This window comes from Natronorubrum halobium (genome assembly GCF_051351675.1).
Classification (GTDB): domain Archaea; phylum Halobacteriota; class Halobacteria; order Halobacteriales; family Natrialbaceae; genus Natronorubrum.
In genome coordinates this window covers 1,136,274-1,159,210 of sequence record NZ_CP195595.1, presented here as the reverse complement: position 1 = coordinate 1,159,210, position 22,937 = coordinate 1,136,274, and the positions used below count along the sequence as shown (strand labels likewise).

The 22,937-nt window shown below is 64.8% G+C and carries 18 protein-coding genes; 7 read left to right on the top strand and 11 right to left on the bottom strand.

Going from position 1 to position 22,937, the window contains the following annotated elements; genetic code table 11:
• Positions 1–21 precede the first annotated feature (21 nt).
• The gene (gene glmS, locus ACSFC7_RS05640) at positions 22–1,836 is read right to left on the bottom strand and encodes a glutamine--fructose-6-phosphate transaminase (isomerizing) (protein WP_436346771.1); all 1,815 of its coding nucleotides are present in this window, start codon (positions 1,834–1,836) and stop codon (positions 22–24) included.
• 821 nt (positions 1,837–2,657) lie between these two features.
• Here glmS and ACSFC7_RS05635 point away from each other — a divergent pair.
• Both ACSFC7_RS05635 and ACSFC7_RS05630 read left to right on the top strand, forming a co-directional pair.
• Positions 2,658–4,718 carry a cation:proton antiporter domain-containing protein gene (locus ACSFC7_RS05635; protein ID WP_436346770.1) on the top strand — a complete coding sequence of 687 codons (2,061 nt, stop codon included), beginning with the start codon at positions 2,658–2,660 and terminating at the stop codon, positions 4,716–4,718.
• A 249-nt stretch (positions 4,719–4,967) separates the two neighbouring features.
• On the top strand, positions 4,968–5,159 hold the full coding sequence (locus ACSFC7_RS05630) for a DUF5786 family protein (protein WP_090311430.1): 192 nt from the start codon (positions 4,968–4,970) through the stop codon (positions 5,157–5,159).
• Between the two features lie 522 nt (positions 5,160–5,681).
• On the opposite strand, the gene ACSFC7_RS05625 is transcribed toward ACSFC7_RS05630, so the two are convergent.
• The 6 genes from ACSFC7_RS05625 to ACSFC7_RS05600 form a co-directional block, all read right to left on the bottom strand.
• Positions 5,682–6,395, bottom strand: a complete 714-nt coding sequence (locus tag ACSFC7_RS05625) for a helix-turn-helix domain-containing protein (RefSeq protein WP_436346769.1) — start codon at positions 6,393–6,395, stop codon at positions 5,682–5,684.
• A 328-nt stretch (positions 6,396–6,723) separates the two neighbouring features.
• Positions 6,724–9,927 carry a bacterio-opsin activator domain-containing protein gene (locus tag ACSFC7_RS05620; protein ID WP_436346768.1) on the bottom strand — a complete coding sequence of 1,068 codons (3,204 nt, stop codon included), beginning with the start codon at positions 9,925–9,927 and terminating at the stop codon, positions 6,724–6,726.
• Positions 9,928–10,157: 230 nt separating this feature from the next.
• Positions 10,158–10,583: a universal stress protein gene (locus tag ACSFC7_RS05615; protein ID WP_436346767.1), complete on the bottom strand. Its 426-nt coding sequence runs from the start codon at positions 10,581–10,583 to the stop codon at positions 10,158–10,160.
• A 349-nt stretch (positions 10,584–10,932) separates the two neighbouring features.
• Positions 10,933–11,313, bottom strand: coding sequence for a type II toxin-antitoxin system VapC family toxin (locus ACSFC7_RS05610; protein WP_436346766.1), 381 nt, complete (start codon positions 11,311–11,313; stop codon positions 10,933–10,935).
• 7 nt (positions 11,314–11,320) lie between these two features.
• Positions 11,321–11,572 carry an AbrB/MazE/SpoVT family DNA-binding domain-containing protein gene (locus ACSFC7_RS05605; RefSeq protein ID WP_436346765.1) on the bottom strand — a complete coding sequence of 84 codons (252 nt, stop codon included), beginning with the start codon at positions 11,570–11,572 and terminating at the stop codon, positions 11,321–11,323.
• Positions 11,573–11,794: 222 nt separating this feature from the next.
• Complete coding sequence (locus ACSFC7_RS05600) at positions 11,795–12,904, bottom strand: DUF354 domain-containing protein (RefSeq protein WP_436346764.1); 1,110 nt, start codon at positions 12,902–12,904, stop codon at positions 11,795–11,797.
• A 479-nt stretch (positions 12,905–13,383) separates the two neighbouring features.
• On the opposite strand from ACSFC7_RS05600, the gene ACSFC7_RS05595 reads away from it, so the two are divergent.
• From ACSFC7_RS05595 to ACSFC7_RS05585, 3 genes are all read left to right on the top strand, one after another.
• Complete coding sequence (locus ACSFC7_RS05595; protein ID WP_436346763.1) at positions 13,384–14,349, top strand: glycosyltransferase; 966 nt, start codon at positions 13,384–13,386, stop codon at positions 14,347–14,349.
• 87 nt (positions 14,350–14,436) lie between these two features.
• Entirely contained in the window at positions 14,437–15,030 is a 594-nt protein-coding gene (locus ACSFC7_RS05590; RefSeq protein WP_436346762.1) for a winged helix-turn-helix domain-containing protein, read from the top strand.
• Positions 15,023–15,460, top strand: coding sequence for a hypothetical protein (locus ACSFC7_RS05585; RefSeq protein WP_436346761.1), 438 nt, complete (start codon positions 15,023–15,025; stop codon positions 15,458–15,460). Before ACSFC7_RS05590 ends, ACSFC7_RS05585 begins: the two co-directional genes overlap by 8 nt.
• A 27-nt stretch (positions 15,461–15,487) precedes the next feature.
• On the opposite strand, the gene ACSFC7_RS05580 is transcribed toward ACSFC7_RS05585, so the two are convergent.
• From ACSFC7_RS05580 to ACSFC7_RS05565, 4 genes are all read right to left on the bottom strand, one after another.
• Positions 15,488–16,459 (bottom strand): NAD-dependent epimerase/dehydratase family protein, encoded by a 972-nt coding sequence (locus ACSFC7_RS05580; protein WP_436346760.1) that lies wholly within the window; start codon positions 16,457–16,459, stop codon positions 15,488–15,490.
• A complete protein-coding gene (locus ACSFC7_RS05575) occupies positions 16,456–17,397 on the bottom strand; it encodes a DUF362 domain-containing protein (protein ID WP_436346759.1) in 942 nt (313 codons plus the stop codon). Before ACSFC7_RS05575 ends, ACSFC7_RS05580 begins: the two co-directional genes overlap by 4 nt.
• Positions 17,394–18,497 (bottom strand): Gfo/Idh/MocA family protein, encoded by a 1,104-nt coding sequence (locus tag ACSFC7_RS05570; protein WP_436346758.1) that lies wholly within the window; start codon positions 18,495–18,497, stop codon positions 17,394–17,396. Before ACSFC7_RS05570 ends, ACSFC7_RS05575 begins: the two co-directional genes overlap by 4 nt.
• 157 nt (positions 18,498–18,654) lie before the next feature.
• Positions 18,655–19,605 carry a polysaccharide deacetylase family protein gene (locus tag ACSFC7_RS05565; RefSeq protein WP_436346757.1) on the bottom strand — a complete coding sequence of 317 codons (951 nt, stop codon included), beginning with the start codon at positions 19,603–19,605 and terminating at the stop codon, positions 18,655–18,657.
• Positions 19,606–19,892: 287 nt separating this feature from the next.
• On the opposite strand from ACSFC7_RS05565, the gene ACSFC7_RS05560 reads away from it, so the two are divergent.
• Together ACSFC7_RS05560 and ACSFC7_RS05555 are read left to right on the top strand one after the other, a co-directional pair.
• Positions 19,893–21,485 (top strand): alkaline phosphatase family protein, encoded by a 1,593-nt coding sequence (locus ACSFC7_RS05560; RefSeq protein WP_436346756.1) that lies wholly within the window; start codon positions 19,893–19,895, stop codon positions 21,483–21,485.
• Between the two features lie 232 nt (positions 21,486–21,717).
• Entirely contained in the window at positions 21,718–22,923 is a 1,206-nt protein-coding gene (locus tag ACSFC7_RS05555; protein WP_436346755.1) for a GNAT family N-acetyltransferase, read from the top strand.
• Positions 22,924–22,937: the final 14 nt, after the last annotated feature.

The following is a 22,937-nucleotide window of genomic DNA, read 5'->3' as shown; positions in this document are numbered from 1 at the left end:
CAAAGACCGGTTCTCGAGCGCTTACTCGACGGTCACGCTCTTCGCAAGGTTACGCGGCTTGTCGATCGGCCGCTCCAGGAGATCGGCCGCGTAGTAGGAGACGAGTTGGAGTTGGACGTTCGCGAGTAGCCCCGCGAGATCGGATTCGGTATCGGGAATCTCGAGGTGAGCGTCGGCGACGTCGACGGCTCGGTGACCCGCCGGACAGACCGCGACGACGGGTGCGCCGCGAGTCTGTGCCTCTTCGGCGTTCTTCAGCGTCTTCTCGTCTTCGACCCCGTTGAAGACGGCGAAGACCGGTGTGTCGGGCGTCACCAGCGCCAACGGGCCGTGTTTGAGCTCTCCGGAGGCGAACCCTTCGGCGTGCTCGTAGGTGATCTCCTTGAACTTCAGGGCGCCCTCGAGTGCGACCGGGAAGCCGAGTCCGCGACCGATGAAGAAGTACGACTGGCTGTTCTCGTACCGTTCGGCGACGGCCTCGGCGTCGGACTGCTCGAGTAACGCCTCGAGCGAGTCGGGCATCGCTTCGAGCTCCGGCAGGAGTGACTCGAGGTTCGCGGGCATCTCGCCGTGCAGGTCCGCGGCGATGCGCTGGCCGAGCAGCGTGAGCATGACGGCCTGCGAGGAGAACGTCTTCGTGGCGGCGACGCCGATCTCCGGTCCGGCCCGGATGAACAGCGCCTCGTCGGCCTCGCGGGACGCCGTCGAGCCGACGACATTCGTGACCGTCACCGTCGACGCGCCCCTGGCCTTGGCGTGTCGGAGGGCGTTCAGCGTGTCCGCCGTCTCGCCGCTCTGGGTGACCGCGACGACCAGCGTGTCGTCGTCGATCGGCGGCGCGGAGACGCTGTACTCGTTGGCGAGCAGCGCCGTCGACTGCACGCCGGCCTGTTTCAACGCCAGCGAGCCGTACAGGGCTGCGTGGTAGGACGTCCCGCAGGCGACGAACTGGACGCTGTCGATATCCGCGAACGTCCCCGGTTCGAAGTTCTCGAGCGCGATCCGTTCGTTTTCGGGGTCGATCCGACCCTCGAGCGCCTGGGCCAGCGCCGTCGGTTGCTCGTAGATCTCCTTGAGCATGAAGTGGTCGTACTCGCCTTTCCCCGCCTGTTCGGGGTCCCACTCGACCGTTTCGGGCTCCCGCGTGACGGGGTTCCCATCGAGATCGGTGTACTCGACGCCGTCGTCGTCGACGATGACGACGTCGCCGTCCTCGAGGTAGACCACGCTGTCGGTGTACTCCAGGAACGCGGGGACGTCGCTGGCGAGGAAGTACTCGCCGTCTTCGATGCCGACGACCAGCGGGGACCCCTGTCGGGCGGCGTAGAGGACGTGCTCGCCCGAGAGCATGGCCGTGACGGCGTAGCTCCCCTCGAGTTTCTCGATCGCTCGGCGGAACGCCGACTCGTTGTCCATCCCCTCGTCGAGATAGAACTGAATGAGATGCGGGATGACCTCGGTGTCGGTGTCGCTGGTGAACGTGTGGCCGTAGTCGGCCAGCTCCGATTTGAGTTCGGCGTAGTTCTCGATGATCCCGTTGTGGACGACCGCGACGTCTTTCGTTTCGTCCGTATGCGGGTGCGCGTTCTCGTCGGTCGGCGGACCGTGCGTACTCCAGCGCGTGTGGCCGATACCGACCTCACCTTCGAGCACCGTGTCACCGATCGAATCTCGCAGTTCGTCGACCTTCCCCGACCGTTTCTGGACGTCGATTCCGGTGCCGTTCTGGACGGCGATACCGGCCGAATCGTAGCCGCGGTATTCGAGATTCTCGAGACCGGTCAACAGCGGCTCGAGAGCGTTTCCATCACCGACTCGCCCGATTATTCCACACATTAGTAACTCACCATCCGAAAGGCTGTCCAGGGAGAGACGGTCCCTCAGACGACGTTGCAGTTTGCACACTTGGCCCCGAACGAACGTGGGCGAGATGTCGAGCGCTCGCCCGTGACAGTCGTGATCGTGTCATCAGTAGTCGTTCGTCCGTGGGGACTGTTCGAAACAGGGAACGGTACACGGACATGATACAGACCTGCCCACCAGCACCCATTACTATAGACGGGCTACTGCCCCCGGTAGCGAGGGGGTAACAGCCGGTCCCGGATAGCCCCCCTCAAATATCAGTTTCCGTTACAATAACCGGTTCCGAGTAATTTTTGAAATATTCGTCCAATTCACGGTATCGGTAGGAAGATAGTTCGTTCAATGGGCCTCCTGAGAACTAGTATGTCAACCAAACAGCCCACAGTAATAGCGTATGAGAGTTCGTCAAAATAGTATCGAGAGCCAAACAAACAGTACGGATCAGGAAACCGCGAGCGGTCCGGTCTCGACAGCGGGCGACTGTCACGCGGGGAGCCGAGAAACGCCGATGAGACGAACAAACGTGAATCGATAGCCGAAGATACTGTGGAAACCGTTCACTGAGACGGTTCTGCGTCCTCGATACGGAAACAAATTGAACACTTATTCGTATCCGTCGTTCCAAATAGGACATTTTATTACCTATCCGGCCATTTTCTCGTGACGATTACGCTGTTCCGAGTCGGAACCACACGAAATCCGCATCGTTTGCCGCAACTGTCGACTGACCCGCCGTCAGCGTCACCTCGGCGCAGACGGATCGATACGCGCGAGTATCAGGCTTCGGTCTATCGATGATCACGCCACACCTCGTAAGCGGTCTCGGTCTCCCGCTCGACCAGCCGGTGCTGGTCTTTGCGATCGCGATGGCGATCTTTCTCGTCGGCCCGCTGCTGGTCAAACGACTCGGCCAACCGGGGATCGTCGGCATCGTCATCTTCGGTGCGATCGTCGGTCCGGGGGCGCTCGAACTCGTCGAGCACTCTGACGCGATCGAACTGCTCGGCGAAGTCGGGCTGATCTACCTGCTGTTTACGGTCGGACTCGAACTCGACATCCAGGGCTTCAGAGAAGCGCCGGAGAACGCGGCCCTGTTCGGACTGACGAGCTTTTTCCTGCCGTTTATCGTCGGCACCGTCGCAACGTATACGATTCTCGGACTCGATCTCTGGGCCGCCCTGTTGCTCTCGTCGGTGTTCGCGTCGCATACCCTGCTCGCGTATCCGGTCGTCAACCGCCTCGGCGTGACGAAAAACCGAGCCGTCACCGCCGTCTTCGGCGGCATTCTCTTTACCGACACGATCGCGTTGATCGTGCTCGCGGTCGTCACGGGCGCCGTCGAGGGCGAACTCACCGTCTGGCTGTTCGTCCGGGTCTTCGGCGCGCTCGTCGTGCTCTTCGGCGCGGGCTGGTTCGTCGTCCCGCCGATCTCTCGCTGGTTCTTCCAGAGTTTCAGCGAGGAGAGCTACTTCGAGTTCCTCTTCGTGATGGTCGCCATCTTCGCCGCCGCCAGTCTCGCCGAGATCCTCGAACTGGCCCCCATCCTCGGCGCGTTCATCGCCGGAATCGCGCTCAATCAGCAGATCCCGGAGGGTGGAACGCTGATGAACCGCGTCGAGTTCGTCGGGAACGCCTTCTTCATCCCCTTCTTCCTGTTGCACGTCGGCATGCTCGTCGACCCGAGCGTCATTCTCGACGGGCCGGAAACGCTGCAGATCACCGCACTCATCGTCGTCGTGATGGTGGTCACGAAAGGCGGCGCAGCCTGGCTCGTCGCCCAGGTCCAAGGATATACGGCCAACGAACGAGACGTCATCTTCGGCCTCTCGGTGGGACAGGCCGCCGCCGCGTTGGCGATCACGCTCATCGGGTTCGACGCCGGCCTGTTCGGCTCCGAGGTCCTCAACGCCGTCGTCCTAATGTTGCTCATTACCGCCCTGATCAGTCCGTGGCTGACCGAACGGGCCGCGACGAGCCTCGCCCTCGAGCGCGAGGCCGGCGAGGCCGGCGACAGCGCGAAGGATCCCAACATCCTGCTCCCGCTGTCTCGCAACGCCGAACTCCAGCAACGGTTGCTCGAACTCGCGTTCGTGATCAAGGGCGAACGCGGCTCCGAACCGGTCCACGTGATGACGGTCGTCCAGCCGAACGGCGGCCGATCGACGGAAGACCAGGTCGCGGAAGTCAACGACGAACTCGAGGAACTCGCGGCGGCGGGGAGCGCCGCGGAGATCCCCATCGAAACCGAGACCCGCGTCAACCACAACGTCGCGTCCGGAATCGTCCAGGGGTCGGTCGAGGTCGAGGCGAACCAGATCATCATGGGCTGGGACGCCGCCTCGACGTTCCGCCACCGGATCTTCGGGAGCATCATCGATCAGGTACTCAAGCGGACCACCCTTCCCGTCTTGATCTCCCGACTGGGTCACCCGATCAACACGACCAAACGGATCTTCGTCGTCGTGCCGATCGGCGCCGACCACCACGAGGGGTTCTACGAGGCCGTCCACATCGTCAAACGGATCGCCGCGAGTCTGGGGGCGGAGCTGAACGTCGTCGTGGTAGAGGGTTCGGCCCACCAGTTCGAACAGCTGTTCGAACTCGTCGAAGAGGACGTCTCGGCCGAGTTCACCGAACTCGACGACTGGGGACGGCTCCTCCCGACGCTCGAGGCCGAATCCGATGACGACGACCTCATCATCACCATCTCGCCGCGCCGCGGCGACGTCGGCTGGCACAACGAACTCGACGACCTGCCGTCCCGACTGATCGAGATGCCGCCGGCGTCGTTCATCACGATCCATCCGCGCCAGGGCGAACCCGAGTACGATCGACAGTACCTGCGGCTGAAGTGACGGAACCGACTCGAGCGGCGAATCGATCGGATCATCTTCGAATCTGACCGGTTTCCATCGATACTCGGGCCCGATCCGGACTCGAGCACACCACGGTTCCGGTCCAGACCGCATGCGGGGACGGCCTCGGGGGCCGTCCGGAAACGACGTTCCCTCGAGCCGAGTCGAATATATCAGCATCGAAGAATGCGCGCAGATGAGTGCCCGGCGAACCGGCACACCTTTGGCGGTCACTGCAAAAGCTAGGGTATGGGTTTTGGTAGCTACGACGAATCCGAACAACAGCAGCAGACGGCCGACGACGAGGACGACGTAGAGGCCGTCAACGTTCACGAGAACGATCACGACGGGAAAATGTCATTCGAGTCCGACGCCTCGACCGACGAACTCGTCTCCCAGCTCGACGCGATGAAAGACGATCCGGACGAGGAAGACGAGTAACCGACCGGCACCGGACGTAGCCGTCCGTGACCGAGGGTGACGACGCTCGCTACCCGGCTGGAGCGGCTCGTGACGCCGTATTTCGTTCTTTTACTTCGTGAGGATCACGGCCCCGTAGAGCATACCGTACCGACCAGTCGACATCGAGAGATCCCGACGAGAGACCCACAGTGAAGCGGGATAGTTCGCACTCACTCCCCTCGAACCGCATGTCGTAGTGGCGACGGTCCGCTTGCTAGATTCGAACGGACAGGTCGTTGTCGGCGTTGTCTTCCGGAGTACAGGTGATTTCGGAGGGTTCCTCGAACGTCTCGTCGGCGAGTTCGATCCGAACGTCGATCAGATCACCGGTGGTGACTCGAGTGATGTCCGCGAGGAAAATCAGGGACGAACCGAATGTCAGAACAGTACTGGGAGACGCTTCGTCTGGACTCCAACCTCGTACGACACATCGAATCGCGACTGACGGCAACGTGGTGCCGACGAACCGACTGCAGAATATTCGAATCGATAGCAGGACAGTCAGCACAGCTTCGACGCACAGAGTTCGCCGATCGCTCGGCGGAGCCGCTGGGAGACCGCCGACTTCGAGACGCCCAGTCGGTCGGCCAGTTCGTCCTGGGAGATGCCGCGGGGGACGTCGAAGTAGCCCTCGTCGTAGGCGACCGCGAGCAGTTCCTGCTGTTTCTCCGTGAGGGCGACCACGCCGTCGTCCTCGTCGTCCGACACGCGCAGGTGATCGACCGTCACCGAGATGTCGCGCTCGCGGCAGTAGTCGTTGAACGCGACGAGGTTGTCCCGACCGGGGAACTGGAGCTGGACGAGCCAGCCGTCGCGCGAACTCGAGAGTTCCAGCAGTCGACCGTCGGATTCCGCCGTCTGGGCGATGAAGGGAATCGCTCGGTCGGTGAGTTCGACCCGATAGACGCGCCGGTCGGGGTAGCGGTCGGCGAGAATCGGCTCGCTGATCGTCGGGTCCATCTCGAGGGCGGTCTCGAAGCTGTCGAAGGAGTCGCCGAACACGCTGCAGAAGACGAGCGTTCGGCCCGTCCCGACGGTCGTCCAGTACTCCGGTTCGACGGTGACGTCGGGCGCGCGACGCAGCGTCGGCCGCAGGAACAGCGACGAGTGATCGAGGCGGAGCTGGGTGACGATTCCGCCGTCGGCCTGCGATCGGACGCCGGCTCCCTCGTGTTCGAACTCCGTACTCTCGATGCTCACAGGTGGATCCCCCATCCGGGCAGATGGCGGCTGTAATTCCTCGTTACCACGAACTCACTCATTGTCAGTCAAATTCGACCGCGAGTACATGGTGGTAGACGCTATACAGGAAATCGAACCGCCTCGAACCCGCTATATGTATTCACCCGTCGTTCGTCCAGCCTATTTTTCCGGAAAAGAAATACCGTCTTACAGCGCATTGCATCGGCGGTTCAGCGCGGTAAGGAGACACTACTCGGTTCGATCGGCCGAGTGTACGGGCCGCGGCGTCGGCTCGAACAGTCGAATTCGGGAGTCACACCGTCGAACTCGGGAGTCGAACCGACGACACGACCAGACGAGGTCACTGATCGCCGTCGTCGCCGCGCTCGTCGAACAGCAACGCGAACAGTTTGTCTTGGGCGAGCCGCAGGTGGCGGCTGAACGTCGGCTGCGAGACGCCCAGCGAGTCGGCCACCGCCTCGCCGGTGCTCTCGCGCGGCCACTCGAAGAAGCCGCTGTAGTACGCCGTCTCGAGGGTCCGAAGCTGGCGCTCCGAGAGCCGACTGCGCAGTTCGGCGTCGAACGGACGGGCGGATCTGGCGGAGCGGTCCCGCTCGCGTCGGGCGACCAGTTCCGCCCCGGCGTACCTCCGCTCGACCATCCCGACGAACGAGCGGACGTCGACGGTGCTGGGGAGTTCGACGACGAACCGCGTCCGATCGTCGGCCGGCGTGACCGAGCGCAGCGTCCCGCCGTGGTTCGCGAACGGTTCCGCGACGGACGACGCCGCGAGGACGAACTCGAGCAGCGAGTCGTCGGCCCGATCGCCGACGAGCCGTCCCGATTCGACCCCGGAGACGGCGTCGACGGCGGCCCGAATCGACGCGTCGTCGACCGCCGACGCGGTACAGTACACGGTCGATCCACCGGATGAACGGGGGATTACCGCCTGCACGTCGAGACGCCGATCCAGCCGACGCGCGAGCGCCGACAGCGGCTCGCCGTCGCCCCGGAGGACCAACTCGAGTTCGGTTAGCCGCTCGGCCAGCAGCGCGCGTTTCCGTTCGACGGCGGCGATCGCGTAACTGGCGACGGCCGCGAGGTGGGTACAGATCTCCCGGGTGACGTCGTCGAACGCGGACGGCTGATCGGCGAACACCGTGAGCGTTCCGTAACAGAACTCCTCGGTCACGAGCGGGATGGCCAGAACGGACCGGAAACCGCGTTCCGTCGCCCGTTCTCGCCACTCTCGATCCTGCTGCGTGATGGTACCGGTACCGATGTCGGCGACGGCCGCCGATTCGAGCGTCGTCGCAGCTATCGCCGTCGGATGGTCGGGGTCCTCGCTCGTCATCGGCACCGAAACCGACTCGAGGTACGCGCCGTTTCGGCCGGCCCACGAATCCGGCGTGATCCGCTCGGAACCGGTATCGACGTGGCCGATCCAGGCCAGTTCGATCGTTCCCGGCGTCTCCGCGAACGGAAGCGAAACGAGGGCGTCACAGAGTGATTGCTCGATCTCATCGCGGGTGTCGCCGGCGAGTACCGTGCGTTCGATCTCGCGCAGGCAGCGACACCGATTCACCACGGCCTCGAGCCGGTCGAGTTCGGCCAGCGACGACCGGATCGTCGAACCGTGATCGAGCGACTCGAGCGTGGTCGCAGCCGCCCGCGCGACGACCGCGAGCGGCGTCCGACTGCCGCCCTCGAACGCCATCGGATCGGTGCTGGTCGCGAGCACGACGCCGTGATCGGCGATCGGAACCGCGAGAATTCGCTCGGCGCGGATCCCCGTCTGCGCGAAGAGCGGTTCGAGTTCCGATCGGTCGAAGACGGTCGTCACGTCTCCACCGCTCGCGACCGTATCGGCCTCGAGACCGTCCAGCAGATCGCGCAGGTCGGCCTGATCGCGATCGATCGACAGGAGTTCGACCGGCGAACTCGCGGCCGCCGTGGCGACCGCCGCCGGTCTGAGGAGATCGTCCTCGACGAGATACCAGCCCGCGAGGTCGGCGTCGGTACACTCGAGGACCGCGTCGACGGCCGCCTGACGAACGGCGGGGCGGCTCTCGGCGTCGCGCATCGTCTCGATCGACCGGTCGATGGTCGACAGCGCACCGGCGGCGGATCGCTCTCTGTCACGGACGACACAGAGCGTTCGATCGTCACCTGGCAGCGGCGTGACGAACACGTCGACGGCGAGCGCATCGTCACCCGACACGAGCCTCCCGGTCGCGGGCTCCATCCAGCGGACGACCGACGAGCGCGCGCGGTCCGCAATCGCCCTCGCGAGGTCGTCGTCGAAGACGTCGTCCAGTTCCCGGCCGACGAGCGTCGCCGCGTCGGTGGACTCGAGCAGGGCCGCGTTGGCGAACCGAATCGCCGAACCCTCGAGAACGGCGATCCCGTCGTCGAGCGCGTCGACGACGGACTCGAGCAGGTCGAATCGATCCCGATCGATGGCGACGGCTTCGGAGTCGGGTGCCTCGCGTGCGTGCACCGTGACACCGTCCTCACCGGGGTAGACGGAGACCGCGAGCCGCGTCTCGAGCGACGGGTACGCGGCCTCGAACTCGACGACCGCGTCCGACGCAGCGGCTTCGAGGAAGCGCTCGTAGAACACGCTACGAACGGCGTCGTCGAGGAGATCCCAGACGACGGTGCCGGGCGATGCGGAGCGGTCCGCGTCGAACAGCCGTTCGGCGGCCGCATTCGCGTACCGAAGCTCCCACTGCGGCCCGAGCGCGAACAGCGGCTCCTCGAGGCGCTCGAGCGCCGGCCGAACGCCGGCCTCAACTCCATTAGGCGCCGTCTCCGAGAGCGTGAGCACGACGCCGCCGACCAGCGGATCCGCGAGGCGGTTGCTGCACGTCAGCTCGTAGGCGCGCCAGGTGCCGTCGGCGTGGCCGAGCCGAACGGCGACGCGGTCGGTCGTTCCGAACGGGGCCGCCGACACGCCGTCGAACACCTCGGTGAGCGTCTCGCGGTCGTCCGGATGGACGAGCTGAGTGAGCGGCGTCCGCTCGAGTTCGTCCGGCGTGTAGCCCAGACGCGGCTCGACGGCCGCACTGGCGTACTCGATCGTCGCCGACTCGTCGATCACCCAGACGAGCGCGTCCGAACGCTCGAGGATGGATCGGTCGCGGCGGGCGGACGCGGTCTCGAGCCGGTAGCGCTCGGCCGCGTTCCTGACTCGAGCGGCGACGAGCGACCCGGGATCCCCGGCGTCGACGACGTCGGTCGCACCCGCCTCGAGTGCCGTCTCGACGGTGCCGTCGTCGGCCGACGGCTCCTCGATCACGGCGACGACCGGTAACTCGTCGTTCCTGTCACGGATTCGCTCGATCGACGAGTCGGTCGAACCGCTCTCGAGCGGGCAGACGACGCAGTGAATGTCGAGGTGCGCGAGTCGGTCGAGCCCGCTCGAGACCGAACGCTCCCTGACGAGCGAGATCGAATCGAACTGCGAGGAGAGTGCATCCATCGCGGCGTCGATCGGCCGCGAGTCGCCGACCACGAGCACCCGGAGGACGTCGCCGACGACGGTTGCGGTGCCGTCGCTCACCGGCAGACCACCTCCGTTCGGGTCCGAGTCAGGCGGCCGTAGCGGGAGACGGGCGGCGAACGACAGTGCAGTCGATCCGTCGAGGATCGACCGCGGAACGTCGCGAACCGACGGAACACGATAGAACGTGACACACTTCCTCAACGGTTAATTATCGATCGCGTATCCGCGAGTAGTAGCCGATTAGGACGGCCCTGCGGTCCGGACGACACCGTCGAGACGAGCGCAGGTCACTCCGTCCGATCTCGGACGGTAACGACCGGAACCGGCGCGTTTCGGACGACCTCCTCGGCGACGCTGCCGACGACCAGGTGATCGAGCCCGGTCCGGCCCTCGGTTCCGATGACGATCATATCGATCGCGTTCACCTCGGCGACGTCGACGATCTCCTCCTGGGGAACGCCGTGGCGGACGGTCGTCGTCACCTCGAGGTCGCGCTGGACCGCGGACCGTTCGGCCTCCTCGAGGGCCTCTACGGCTTCTCCTTCCGGATCCGAGCGCATCTCGTCCTTTTTCTCCGTACTGTGCGGACCGTCCTCGGACACCGAAACGATGTGAAGCGTGGCTCCGAGCCGGTCGGCGAGTTCGATCGCGTGCTCCGTCGCCTGCCGAGCACCGTCGGTGCCGTCCGTCGCGAGCAACAGATCCTGATACATGACCTGAACGTTCAACGGACGGGCGGATACATACCGCACTTGCCGTTGCCGGGAGCCTATCCAGCGTCCGAATCGGTCACTCGAGCGGCCCGGGTGGATCGATGTAGACGGTGTCTCGGTGGATGGTCGCTCGAGGCGGACGAGACGCGATCTGAACGAATACGTTGTAGCGGGGATCGTCGAGACAGTCGCGCCTAGAGAGCGGTGATTCCGTTGAGATTCGTATGTAGACGGTTCCAACGAACGGACCGGAGGCTACAGGGACGTACTGAACGGTCGAGTCCGTCCATTCGCCTGGAAATACAACCTCGTACACGTCCCCGTCACGCTGTAGATGCGTTGGAATCGGTCACTCGGTCCCGTTCTCTTCGATCGCAATACGATCGTCCGTAATATCGTCGAACGATTTATCCGACGAAATGATCGGGTCTTCGTCCGCGTAGGCGGCGTGATACGCATCGAACGCGGTGAGTCCATCCTGTTCCATGTAGTCCGCTGCCTGGAACAGAACGTCTTCGTCTTCGGGGGCCGCTGCGAGCTCGAGTGCGTAGGTGATCGCCTCCATCCGATCGAACTCGAACCGATTCGAAATCACGAGAAGTTCGAGCAGCGTCGCCCGCGAGGTATAGATTTGCCCCTCGTTCTCGAGAGCGATCTCGGCTGCGCTACGCTGGAGCCAATCGTCGTCTTTGACCAGTGCGATAAAGAAGTCCGTATCGGCATAGATCATCACTATCTTACTCAGTTACGTCGTCTATAGCGTCTTCTCGAGCGGCCTCGCGCGACTCTCGCTTGATTTCCTCGATTGGTTTGTCGTCGAACGCGTCACCGACGGCATCACGGAGCCCCTCGATAGGGTCATCTTTGAGCGGGATCAGCTCGACCCGGTCTTCGAGTTCGACGACACGGTATCGATCACCGTGTTTCTCTCGGATCTCGCGGGGAATGACGATTCGCCCTCTATCGTCGGCCTCCGCTGTTTTGCTCATTGTAGTCACTATTATTGCGGGAACAATCAAAAAGATTCCCACAGGACTCGTTAGTCTCCCCTGTCCTGTCGTCGAACGATTTCGAAAGACGCGATGCGTCTTTCGTGACTGCGAAGAGGCGTTCCACGAAGTCGGCGAAACCAATGGGACCGCTCGATCACGAGACAGTTCTGTCGTCCCGAACGACGCTCGCTCGTTTCCGCGCGGGGTGTGAAGCCAGTGTTAGAACTGCGGCTGTTCGCGCCCCTTCGCCTGTAACGACCCCCGCATCGACGAACTGAGTCCGTCGACGGCGCCGCGAGATTCGGCGACCTCGACCAGGAGATCGGACAGGTTCACCAGGTCCGCGACGTACTCCTCGCGTCGCCGTTGCCAACGTTCCGCGGCGCCGTCGTCCGCGACGACCTCGAGCGAGCGGGCGCGAACCGTGTCGTACTCGTCGAACTGTTCGGCGAGGCCGGCGCGCTCGAGTTCCTGGAACTCGCCGTACTCGTGGTCGTCGGTCCCGCGGTACCGGAAAGCGGGCGTCCCCAGCAGCGCCGCCTCGGTGGCCATCGTTCCCGTATCCGCCACCAGCAGCGACGCCTCGGCCATCGCGTCGTGGATCAGTGCGGGGTGGAGGTCGTACGATCGGGCGGGGAGGTCGTGGACGTCCGTGTCGTCGCCCTCGTCGGAGACGAAGACGGTCGCGTGCTCGCTCAGTCGTTCGATCAGGTCGCGGCGCTGCTCCGGTCTGAACCCCTCGAGGTCGGCGTCGTGGAGCGCGTCGAGCGCGTTGAACCGGACGAGCACGTACGGTTCGTCCGGGTCGACGCAGAGATACTCCCGGACGCCCGCGTCCCGCTCGAAGACGTCGGGATGGAGGTACGCACACTCTTTGAATCCCTCGAAGGTGTAGTGGGCGTCGCCGAGGTCGCGGCGGGTGACCGCCGGCGAGAGGATACAGTCGGCAAAGGGTCGCGAGACGGCGTAGTTGAAATCACCCGGCTCGTCGTCGAGGACGAGGACGACCGGCGTGCGCGTGAGCGTCCCTGCGTAGGCCGCGTACGGCCCGCGGCCGAAAACCACGTCCGGATCGAACCGACGGGCCTCGCGACCGATCATCACCATCTGGCCCCCGAGTTCGCGGGCGAACCGGAGCTTCGAGTAGCGATCGGTCCCGTGCCCGCCGTAGACCCGATACGGCATATCGAAGAACTCGAGTAGGTCCGTGGTACAGGCGTACTCCCTGGTCAGGACGCGCACGTCGTGTCCTGCGTCCTCGAGACGGTCGACGGTGTGTCGATACAGGTGGACGTGTGCAGGCGTATTGGCAAAGACGAGGATCCGCATCGGGAGACTGTATTCGACTCTGACCCATTGTAATCGTACAGCTACCCGATACGATCGATCGAGCGGAGCGGTCGCGTCCGTCGAGTGCGATCGCACCGACAGAGAAACGGCCGTGAACCGTCCACCAGCGACCGTCTACGACCGATATCTGACGACGCAGCTCGAGTCAGTCACCGAATACCGATTCCGGAGCGGACGAGTACGAGTATCTCCGGGATTAGTCGACGAAGCCACGACGGCTCCACAGCGGCCACAGAACGGATGTGCAGCGGACACAGCATTCGCTCTCGTCGGAACTACCGGTCGATGGCGGATCGATCGAACGTATAAGAGTACGTGAAGAAAACTCGGAGTTGGGCGTCCGGCAACGCCGTTCTCAGGAACTGAAACGGAGATAGTCGGTGATTGCGTCTCGCCGTACGCTCGCTGTTCGCTCTATAACAAAACACCGGCCGCTGGTAGCCCACAGTCAGTCGGCAATGCACGTCCTCACCCTCACGAACAGCGCCGACGCACCGTTCATGAACAAGCAGATGGCCGAACTCGAGCGCCGCGGCGTCTCCTTTACAACGCTGTCGGTGTCGGGTGACGTGGACGCGACGACCGCACGCGGACCGGGAGACTACCTCCGGACCCTCCCGAAGGTCATCAGCGAGTCGAGCAACGGCTACGACCTGATCCACGCCCACTACGGGCTGATGGGGCCGATGGCGCTCGCCCAGTTCGGAACGCCGGTCGTGCTGTCGCTGTGGGGGTCGGACGTGCACGGACCCGTCAAACCAATCAGCAGCCTCTGTGCGCCGCTGTGCGAGGAAGTCGTCGTCATGTCCGAGGAGATGCGCGACGAACTCGGCCGGGACGCTCGAGTGATCCCCGACGGGGTCGACCTCGAGCAGTTCCAGCCGGAACCACAGGAACGTGCGCGCGAGCGCATCGGGTGGGACGACGCCGGCGACGCCTACCAGGTGCTGTTCCCGTACCCGCCCGAACGGGAGGTCAAGAACTACCCGCGAGCGCGTCGGATCGTCAATGCGGCCGACAACTTGCTCGACCGGCCGGTCGAACTCCGGAGCGTCTACGGCGTCGATCACGACACCGTCCCGGACTACATGAACGCCGCGGACGCCCTCCTGTTGACCTCCCACAGCGAGGGGTCGCCCAACTCGGTCAAGGAGGCGATGGCCTGCAACCTGCCCGTCGTCGCCGTCGACGTCGGCGACGTCCGTGAGCGACTGGCCAGCGTCGAACCCTCCTGGGTCGCGAACAACGACGAGGAGCTGATCACGGGGCTGATGGACGTCCTCGAGCGCGGCGAGCGCTCGAACGGCCGCGAAGCCGCAAAAGAGGTGAGCATCAAGCGAACGACGGAGCAGATACTCGAGGTTTACGAACGAGTCGCCGGCAAACCGGCGCAACGGGTACGGGATGCGCCACAGATCGAGTGATCGCTCGAGAGTGACGGACACCGCGCGTATAGCAAAGTATAGTTTCCGTCCCAAAAGCTATTTTTCCACAGCGTGTAGGGGGTTCGTATGGACCGGAGCGACCCGCAGGAGTCCGATATCGACCCGTTTCCGGGGACGGACGCCCAGGGTGACGTAAACGACGCCGCCGAACGGGAGTGGAAAGCCGCGACGACGGCGTTCGAACGCGTCGACGCGGTGCTCGGGCGGACGACCGAGTGGCAGAGTGCGAGCGAGATTGCGGACCGAGCCCGCGTCTCGGAGCCGACCGCTCGGAAACACCTCGTCGCCCTAGCCGAGTCCGGACACGCGTCGACGAACGAGACCGGGAACGCCACGCAGTTCCGACGCAATCCCGATCGGCGACGGATCGAGCGCGTCCAGCAACTCGCCGACGAGCACTCGCGCGCGGAACTGGAACAGGCGATCCGGGAGATGAAAACGCGGGTTCGGGAGTTCGAAGACGAGTACGGAGCGACGAGTCCAGAAGAGCTCGTCAACGGTCTGGAGCCGGACGACGAGGCGGGATGGGACGACCGCTCGCGGTGGAAGACGACGCGCCGAAACCTCGCGTTCGCGAAGACGGCGCTTTCGTTCAAGGAGACGCGACTCGTCGACGCGATGAGTACTGGTGAAGACCGCACCGTCGAAAAGAATGCCTGAGGAGCGTGGTCCGATCGACTGGGGTGCGTTGCAAACCGTCGAACGCGTCTTCCGCGATCGGCTGGACGGGCTGGTGACGACCACGGAGTACGTGCCGAACGCTATCGACCCCGTCGAGTTGCGCCTCTCGATCGGCACCGGATTTGAAGCGGGCAGCAGTCGGTTCGACGTCCAGTGGTGGACCAACCACGGCTACAAGTACCACTACAGCGAGCGCGACCTCGAGTTCCGATTCGGCTGGGAGATCCGTCCGAAGTCGCGATATCCGGAGAAACACTTCCACCCGCCCGAGGACCCGTCCGTCCATCGCGAGTCCTGCATCACGCACGAGGAGCCCGAACTGGTCACACTCGCAGTACTCACGTGCTGGTGGAACGCCCTCGAGGCCGACGATCCGTCGATCCTGAACGCGACCGAGAATCCGCCGTGAGAAAGCGGTTCAGAACGACGTTCGACGCTACTGCACGGTCTCCCGATACCACGCCATCGTCTCCGGCAGATGGGCCTCGATCGGCTGGTACTCGTAGCCGAGTTCGCGCTCCGCCTTTCTCGAGGTATAGAACATCCGCTGGGTGGCGAGTTTGGCCATCTGTCGGTCGAAGGGGAACACGCGGACGTCGGCGACGGCGCTGGCGGCTTCGGCGACCGGGCCGGCGGCGTGGATCGCCATCGCCGGGACCTGAATTCGGGCGGGCGAGCCGTCGACGGCGTGGGCGATCCGGGAGACCGCCTGATTGTAGGTGAGGTTCTCGCCGCCGAGGATGTAGTGTTCGCCGTTGGTACCCCGTTCGTCGGCCAGGAGCAGGCCGTCGACGACGTCGGAGACGCCGACGATGCTCAGTCCGCCCGGCAGGTAGGCCGGCATCGTCGGCTCGAGTCCCATCGCCAGCAACTGCGCGGTGAACTCCTCGTCGCCGGGGCCGAAGATCGAGGTCGGGTGGACGGTGACGGCGTCGCCGCCGGCGCGCGCGTACTCGTCGACCAGCCGCTCGGCCTCCGCCTTCGAGGCCTGGTACGCGCCGATCGGCTCGGCCACGTCCGTCTCGTCGGCGAACTCCTCGTCACCCGACGGCCGGCGCGTCCCGGACGTGCTGGTGAAGACGAGTCGGCCCACGTCGCCGTCGCGGCAGGCCTCGAGGACGCGCTCGGTCCCGTCGGCGTTGACCCGGTGGACGGTCTCGGGGCCGGCGCTCCAGAGCCCGATTCCGGCGAGATGGAAGACGGTGTCCGCGCCGTCGACCAGTTCGCCCAGCGTCTCGTCGTCGAAGAGATCACCGACGTACCAGTCGATCCCCTCGAGATCCGGCCGATCCGACGTGGGGCGGCTAAGCCCGCGAACCTCCCAGCCTTCCTCGAGCAGTCGCTCACAGAGGAACGAGCCGAGAAAGCCCGTCGCACCGGTGACGGCTGCGGTCTTCGCTCCGGTCATCGTCCACTCTCGAGTTGCGGCGGCACGGCGTCACCGGCGACCGCCGCGTAGAGTCGGTAGGCCGTCGTCACGGCGGGATGGGTGTCGTCCCGCGGCGGCAACTCGCCGCCGGAGAGCCTACGTCTGAGCGACGTGAGATCGACGTCGGGACCGGATCCGCCGACGTTTTCGGCGGTGATCGACGGATCCTCCGCCCCGAAGACCGACCTGAGCACGGGGTCCTCCTCGATCGATCGCTCGAGCAGCGACGAGCCGATCGCGTCGATCTGAGGCGTCGGGCCGGCGAACAGGGCGTCCGCCGCGACCGGGTCGCCGCCGAAAGCGGTCGTCGCGTCCAGCACCGAGAGGGCGGGCTCGACGGCCCGCGCCGCTGCGACGGCGGTCGAGGCCGCATCGGCCGCGCTCGACGCGAGTCGGCCGAGCGTTCGCATCCCGCCGGCGACCGGCCCCGATTCGGTCGGGCGCAGCGTCGGCACGACCACGACGGTGCTCTCGAGGAGCCGTTCCGGAACCGATACCGACAGCCGATCGTCGTCGACGGTGACGACGGTGTTGCGCCGCGATTCGTCCGCCAGATCGACGATCTCGGCGCCGAAGCGCTCGGCGATGTCGGGGTAGCTCAGATACTCGGCGGTCCGGTCGAACGCGATGCGGTCGTCGCTCGCCCCGGCGACGGCGACGTCGGCCTCGGTCCAGCCCTCGAGGTGGTCGGCGATCGAGCCGACGACGGCGGGGTCGGTGACCATCCCCGTCGACGGGTGGAACGGGTAGTGCGCGTCGGGAACGACCGTGATCCGATCCGTCGCGGTGAGCGAACTGACGTAGGGCTCGAGGACGGACCGAACCGGCGACTCGAGCGTCGCGAGTCGCGCGTCGGCGTCGGTTCTCCAGCCGCCGCGTCGGTCGGTGGCGTCGACGCCGGTGACGTGAACGCTCACGTCATCACCTCCGGCGGCTCGAGCTCGGCACCGTCGCTCTCGGCCGCGAGTTCGTACGCGGTTTCGGCCAACTCGAGCGTTCGCAGGCCGAGTTCGCCGCCGACCGGCGGCGCTTCGTCCTCGCGGATCGCGTCACAGAAGTCTTCCAGCGCGTCGTAGTGGGCCTGCAGGTAGAACGTCGGGCCGAAGACGTCCGGTTCGCCGCCGGTGAATCGGCTCGCGACGTTCGACAGCGCGGATTTGGCCGCGCCCGCGTAGAAGTTCCCGGGCATGTGATCCTCGTTACTGATCGTTCCCGTGACGCCCTCGAGTCGCAGTCGGGTGTTGACTTCCGGCAGCTGTTCCCACTGGTAGGTCCCGCAGTGGAGGTTGATCGTCGTTTCCGTCTCCGGCGCGCGAAGTAACACCGTTGCCGCGTCCTCGGCCGGAATGTTGAGCGTTTTGCCCATCGTCGCGTCCTGTACCTCGAGGTCGCCGAACAGCCACTCGAGGAGGTCGAAACAGTGGACGCCGAGTTCGATGAGCGAGCCGCCGCCGGCGGCGTCGGGATCCATCGGCCAGGCCGGCGGGGCCTCGTCTGCGGGCGGCTTTCCGAGCGGGTGATCGTTGAGCCGCGTGATCGAGGCGTAGGGAACGTGCCCGACGCTGCCCTCGTCGTACGCCTCCTTGACGCCCGCCATATCCGGCTGGTATCGAAGCGTGTGGTCGACGCCGAGCGCGATGTTCGCCTCGCGAGCGGTCTCGAGCATCGCCTCGGCCTCCTCGGCCGTTCGGGCGAGGGGTTTCTCGACGAAGACGTCGACGCCGGCCTCGGCGGCGCACTCGACCGCGTCGGCGTGGAGGAACGGCGGTAACGCGACCACCGCCGCGTCGAGGTCCTCGTGTTCGAGCAACGTCGTGTAGTCGTCGTACGTTCGGGCTACGCCGGCGCTCTCGGCCCGATCGCGGTTCGCCGGCACTGCGTCGGCGGCCGCGACGACGTCGACGTCGGGCATCGCGAGCGCCGATTTCAGGTGTACCATGCCGATGTTTCCGACGCCGAGCACGCCGAGTTCCAGCGCGCTCGAGTCGGACCACCGGTCGAGAAAGGGTGGAGCCATTCGGTCGAAAACGGACCAGCAGCGGGCTTTGTTATCGTCGCCATACCCACGAGAAGCGAACGGTAGCACGTGCATTCGATCCGCCGGTAGGCGCTCGATTTGCAGCGGTAGCGGTTAGTTCGGGCAAGAACAACGGTCGCCGGGGGCGAGTTAGCGGTCAGTTACTGCTCGCCGGTATCTGACCATCGACCTGATTCGTAACGCCGGCTCCCCGAGATCCCTGGAGCCGTCGAGCGACGTCGGACATCGTTTCGACCGCGAGATCCGTCGACGAGCGTTTCCGCTCGAGGTACGAGAGGATCGAGCGCATCCGACGGTCGTCCCGTTCGCTCGTCAGGTTGTTCGGGTGGAGCCACATGTGAAAGACGCCGTCGGAGTCGACCGCGTCGTCGATGCCGCGGCGAGCCAGTTCGAGCATGGGGTCGGTCCAGACCGACTCGGCGACGGTCCGCGCCGGCCCCTCGAATCCGAAGAGGAACATCGAGGCCGGAACGTTGACCAGCCCGTACTCGTCGATTTCGGGCTCGACGAGCATCGAGTGATCTCGGAGCGTCGAATCGAAGACCCCGCGAACCCCGTCTCTGGTGGGGGACTTGCCGCGATAGGCGGAGATCCCGTAGTCTGCGAGAACGTCTCGGTGGTCCACGTCGTTGCGCGGATAGACGAACGAGTCGATCGACTGGTCCCACTCGGCGGCGATCTCGGTCGCGCGCGCGAGTTCGGCGTCGGCCAGTTCGCGATCCGTCTCCGCCCCGCCGAAGAGAACGTGGGAGAAGGTGTGACTGGCGAACTCGTGGTCGGCGTCGGCCTCGAGGAGATCGGTGACGAGGTCGGGGCCGAACCGCAGGTCCTCGCGGTCGCGCCACGAGCCGCGTTCGCGTTCGAACCAGCCCGGCGGGGCCGGGTGGTCGGCGTGCGTTCCGTCGCAGTCCTCGAGCATGAGGTGGCCGACGACGGCCCACGTCGCGGGGACGTCGAACTCGTCGAGGAGTTCGAGCATGACGTTCCAGCCGCGGCGGCCCGATTCGACCCGTTCGTCCGGCGGGTCCTCGAGATCGTGAAAGCCCCAGCCGAGTTCGGCGTCGAGGGAGAGCACGACGCTACCCACGATACCCACCACCGGGGGACGCCCATTGGATCCGTCTCATACGTCATTGCTACCCATCGGATAGTTTTGTTATGGATCCCCTGTGCGTGCTGACGCGATGCCTGCCGGCGCGTAGTGACCGAGTATAGGCGCGGTGAACGGGCACGCGACGGGAACCCACATTCGACAACAAATCGATTGAATTCACCGGCCATCGTCCCGACTCCGGGTGAAATCTCCCCATAACAAAGCCGACAACCGGTAACCTCACGGACAGCAGGCGTCCCTGACGTCTCAGATAATCAATCATGAGCAGGTCTTCCCCGACAGCCGAGCGCGCATTCGTGCTCGGGTTCGACGGCGTACCGTGGAGACTCATCGAACAATGGAGCGACGAGGGCGAACTCCCCAATTTCGCCCGGATGCGCGAAGAAGGGGCGTCCGGAACCCTCGAGAGCACCCAGCCGGCGACGACGCCGCTCGCGTGGCCGACGATCGCGACGGGCGTCTGGCCCGACAAACACGGCCTCTACGGCTTCCAGAACCTCTCGTCGAACTACACGCACGAGATGTACACCAGTTACGATATGAAACAACCGACGCTCTGGGAGCAGCTCTCGCCGGCCCACGTCGGCAACGTCCCGATGACGTATCCGGCCCAGGATATCGACGGCACGATGGTCACCGGGATGATGACGCCGTCGACCGACAAGGAGTACACGCATCCGCCGGAACTCAAAGACGAGATCGACTCGCGCATTCCCGACTACGATATCAGCCTCGACTACCCCGACTACGCGGACCGACTCGACGAGTTCGAGATCGCAGTCGACGACATGCTCGAGAGCCGGCGCGAGCTGATGCGGCTCCAGATGGACAAAGCCGGCGACGACTGGGGGCTGTTCTTCTTCGTCTTCACCGCTCCCGACCGGTTCCAGCACCTCATCTGGGATATGGATCGGCTGCTGGAACACTACAAGAAACTCGACGAGATCCTCGGCGAGGTCATGGACTACACGGACGAGCACGACGCCGACCTCTACACCGTCTCCGACCACGGCTTCGGCCCGATCGAGGAACTGGTCTACGTCAACCACATCTTGGAACAGGACGGCTACCTCTTCAGACAGGAAGACGAGGGGACCCGCGGTGCGCTCTCGAGTCTCGGCATCTCCCGGGACCGCATCACGGACGCGCTCGAGCGGGTCGGGATCTCCGAGGAGAAGATCGTCTCGACGCTGCCGCGGTCGGTCGTCGATACGGTGGCCGAACAGATCCCGGGCGATCACGCCCTCTACGACGTCGACTACGAGAAGACCGTCGCGTTCGTCCACGGCGCCGGCTGCCTGTACGTCAACGACACCGAACGCTTCGACAGCGGCGTCGTCGACCCGAGTCAGATCCCGGCGGTGAAAGACGAACTCACCGACCTGTTCGAGTCGGTGACCGACGACGGCGGCGAACCGATGCTCGAGGTGCTCGACGGCGACGAGCTGTTCCCGACCGACGACGAGTCCCCGGACCTGATCGTCAACGGACGGGGCGTCTACGAGGCGCGAAACGCGCTCACCGACGAGCCGACCGGCGACACCGGAAACTACGACGCGAGTCACCGCAAGGAGGGCATCGTCCTCTGTCGCGGCCCCTCGATCGACTCCGGGGCGACGCTGCGCGGTGCACGCGTCGTCGACATCGCGCCGACCCTGCTCCACGGCATCGGTAAACCCGTTCCGAAGAACGCCGACGGTCGCGTCCTCTTCGACGCGTTCGACGAGGAGACGACGCCCGCATCGACGAAGGTCGAGCGAACGGGCGTCTCACAGGGCGGTACCGACGAGGAGGTCGACGACGACTTCACCGACGTCGAGGACCGCCTGAAGGGGCTCGGCTACATGGAGTAAGCGGGCGACGGGGACCGGCATCGAGAAGTCGCTCGGATTGCGTCTTCGGCTACCTCGATAATCGAGTGCTAGAAGAGCTGATACTCTTCCGTAGTCGATACTGCACTGGACCATCTGTCGGCCGATCCTGCGTGTTCAGGCTCAGGCTCTTTTGGTTCCCGGAGTGAAAGAAGCACGTCCGACGCGGATCGAACGACCGACCACCCTCGCGCTGTCAGCACGATATTCCGCTATGGAAGAATCCACATCGCCGTCTACGCGCTCGTCGTATACGATCCGATCGTTCGAATCCAGCGACCGCGACGCGCTGTTGTCGCTGTACGAGACCGTCTTCGACAAGGACCGCAGCGCGGACTGGTTCCGCTGGAAGTACACGGCGAACCCGTACGTCGATCACGTGCCGATCGTCGTCGCCGAAACCGACGGGGAACTCGTCGGCTGCCGAGCGTTCTTCGCCCTCGAGATGCGCATCGGCGACGACGAGCCGATCGCGTTCCAGCCCTGTGATACGATGGTCCACCCCGCACATCAGGGCCAGGGCCTGTTCAGCCGTATGAACGAGTACGCCCTCGAGCGATACGCCGACGGCCCGCCGTTGTTCTGTTTCAACTTCCCGAACGAGGAGGCCAAGCCGGGAAACCTCAACCACGGCTGGAAGGAGATCGGAACGGTTCCGACGTACTACCGGCCACAGGATCCGGTCGAGAGCGTGAGGAAGGTAACAGACGACGGCGAGGACGACACGGTGGCGAGCGACGACGGACCGAGCGGGCGGGTGTACCGCGATCTTCCGTACGAGGACGACGGGTCCGATCTCCCCCGCGATGACGACGATTCGGCCGGCGAAGACGGCGTGGCAGCAGTCCTCTCCGACGTCGTCACGGGCTCACAGCTCGCGGGCGATCAGTTGGTTACCCAGGCCTCGTCGGAGATCGCCGTGATCCGATTCGAGACGCCACCCGCGGACGTCCTCGAGACAGTCTATCGGCGGTCGCTTCCCGACGGGATCCACACGAATCGTACCGCCGAGTTTTACCGGTGGCGTCTCGAGAACCCCGCCCGGAGCTACACGACGTACGTCGCGACGCGAGACGGCGAAACGCCGATCGCGGCGCTGATCTGTTCGCGCGTCGACGACCACCTTCGGATCGTCGAGACCCTTCCACGAGCGATTGCGTCAGCACAGGAGACGATCAATCAGTTACTAGCGGCAGCACTGACCGATTGCCCGAATCAAAACTACGTCACCGCGTTCGGAGAGACGCTGCCGACACCGATTCGGTACCGGTTCTATCCCGATACGCGGTTTCCGCTCTCGACGATGGCACGGCCGACTGCGCGGACGCTACTCGCTCGCGATCTCGGGAGGGAAACCGGTTTCGGGGAGACGATACAGGACGATTGGACGCTGTCGGGCCTCGATGTAGACACGTCATAACATTTCTATTCCGG

Bases quoted from the DNA above. Each gene is read 5' to 3' on its own strand.
- ACSFC7_RS05585 (WP_436346761.1), top strand. From the start codon at position 15,023: ATGCCTGAGGAGCGTGGTCCGATCGACTGGGGTGCGTTGCAAACCGTC.
- ACSFC7_RS05600 (WP_436346764.1), bottom strand. From the start codon at position 12,904: ATGCGGATCCTCGTCTTTGCCAATACGCCTGCACACGTCCACCTGTAT.
- ACSFC7_RS05555 (WP_436346755.1), top strand. From the start codon at position 21,718: ATGGAAGAATCCACATCGCCGTCTACGCGCTCGTCGTATACGATCCGA.
- ACSFC7_RS05615 (WP_436346767.1), bottom strand. From the start codon at position 10,583: ATGTATCAGGATCTGTTGCTCGCGACGGACGGCACCGACGGTGCTCGG.
- ACSFC7_RS05625 (WP_436346769.1), bottom strand. From the start codon at position 6,395: ATGGGGGATCCACCTGTGAGCATCGAGAGTACGGAGTTCGAACACGAG.
- ACSFC7_RS05570 (WP_436346758.1), bottom strand. From the start codon at position 18,497: ATGGCTCCACCCTTTCTCGACCGGTGGTCCGACTCGAGCGCGCTGGAA.
- ACSFC7_RS05580 (WP_436346760.1), bottom strand. From the start codon at position 16,459: ATGACCGGAGCGAAGACCGCAGCCGTCACCGGTGCGACGGGCTTTCTC.
- ACSFC7_RS05610 (WP_436346766.1), bottom strand. From the start codon at position 11,313: ATGATCTATGCCGATACGGACTTCTTTATCGCACTGGTCAAAGACGAC.
- ACSFC7_RS05605 (WP_436346765.1), bottom strand. From the start codon at position 11,572: ATGAGCAAAACAGCGGAGGCCGACGATAGAGGGCGAATCGTCATTCCC.
- ACSFC7_RS05560 (WP_436346756.1), top strand. From the start codon at position 19,893: ATGAGCAGGTCTTCCCCGACAGCCGAGCGCGCATTCGTGCTCGGGTTC.
- ACSFC7_RS05635 (WP_436346770.1), top strand. From the start codon at position 2,658: ATGATCACGCCACACCTCGTAAGCGGTCTCGGTCTCCCGCTCGACCAG.
- glmS (WP_436346771.1), bottom strand. From the start codon at position 1,836: ATGTGTGGAATAATCGGGCGAGTCGGTGATGGAAACGCTCTCGAGCCG.
- ACSFC7_RS05590 (WP_436346762.1), top strand. From the start codon at position 14,437: ATGGACCGGAGCGACCCGCAGGAGTCCGATATCGACCCGTTTCCGGGG.
- ACSFC7_RS05595 (WP_436346763.1), top strand. From the start codon at position 13,384: ATGCACGTCCTCACCCTCACGAACAGCGCCGACGCACCGTTCATGAAC.
- ACSFC7_RS05630 (WP_090311430.1), top strand. From the start codon at position 4,968: ATGGGTTTTGGTAGCTACGACGAATCCGAACAACAGCAGCAGACGGCC.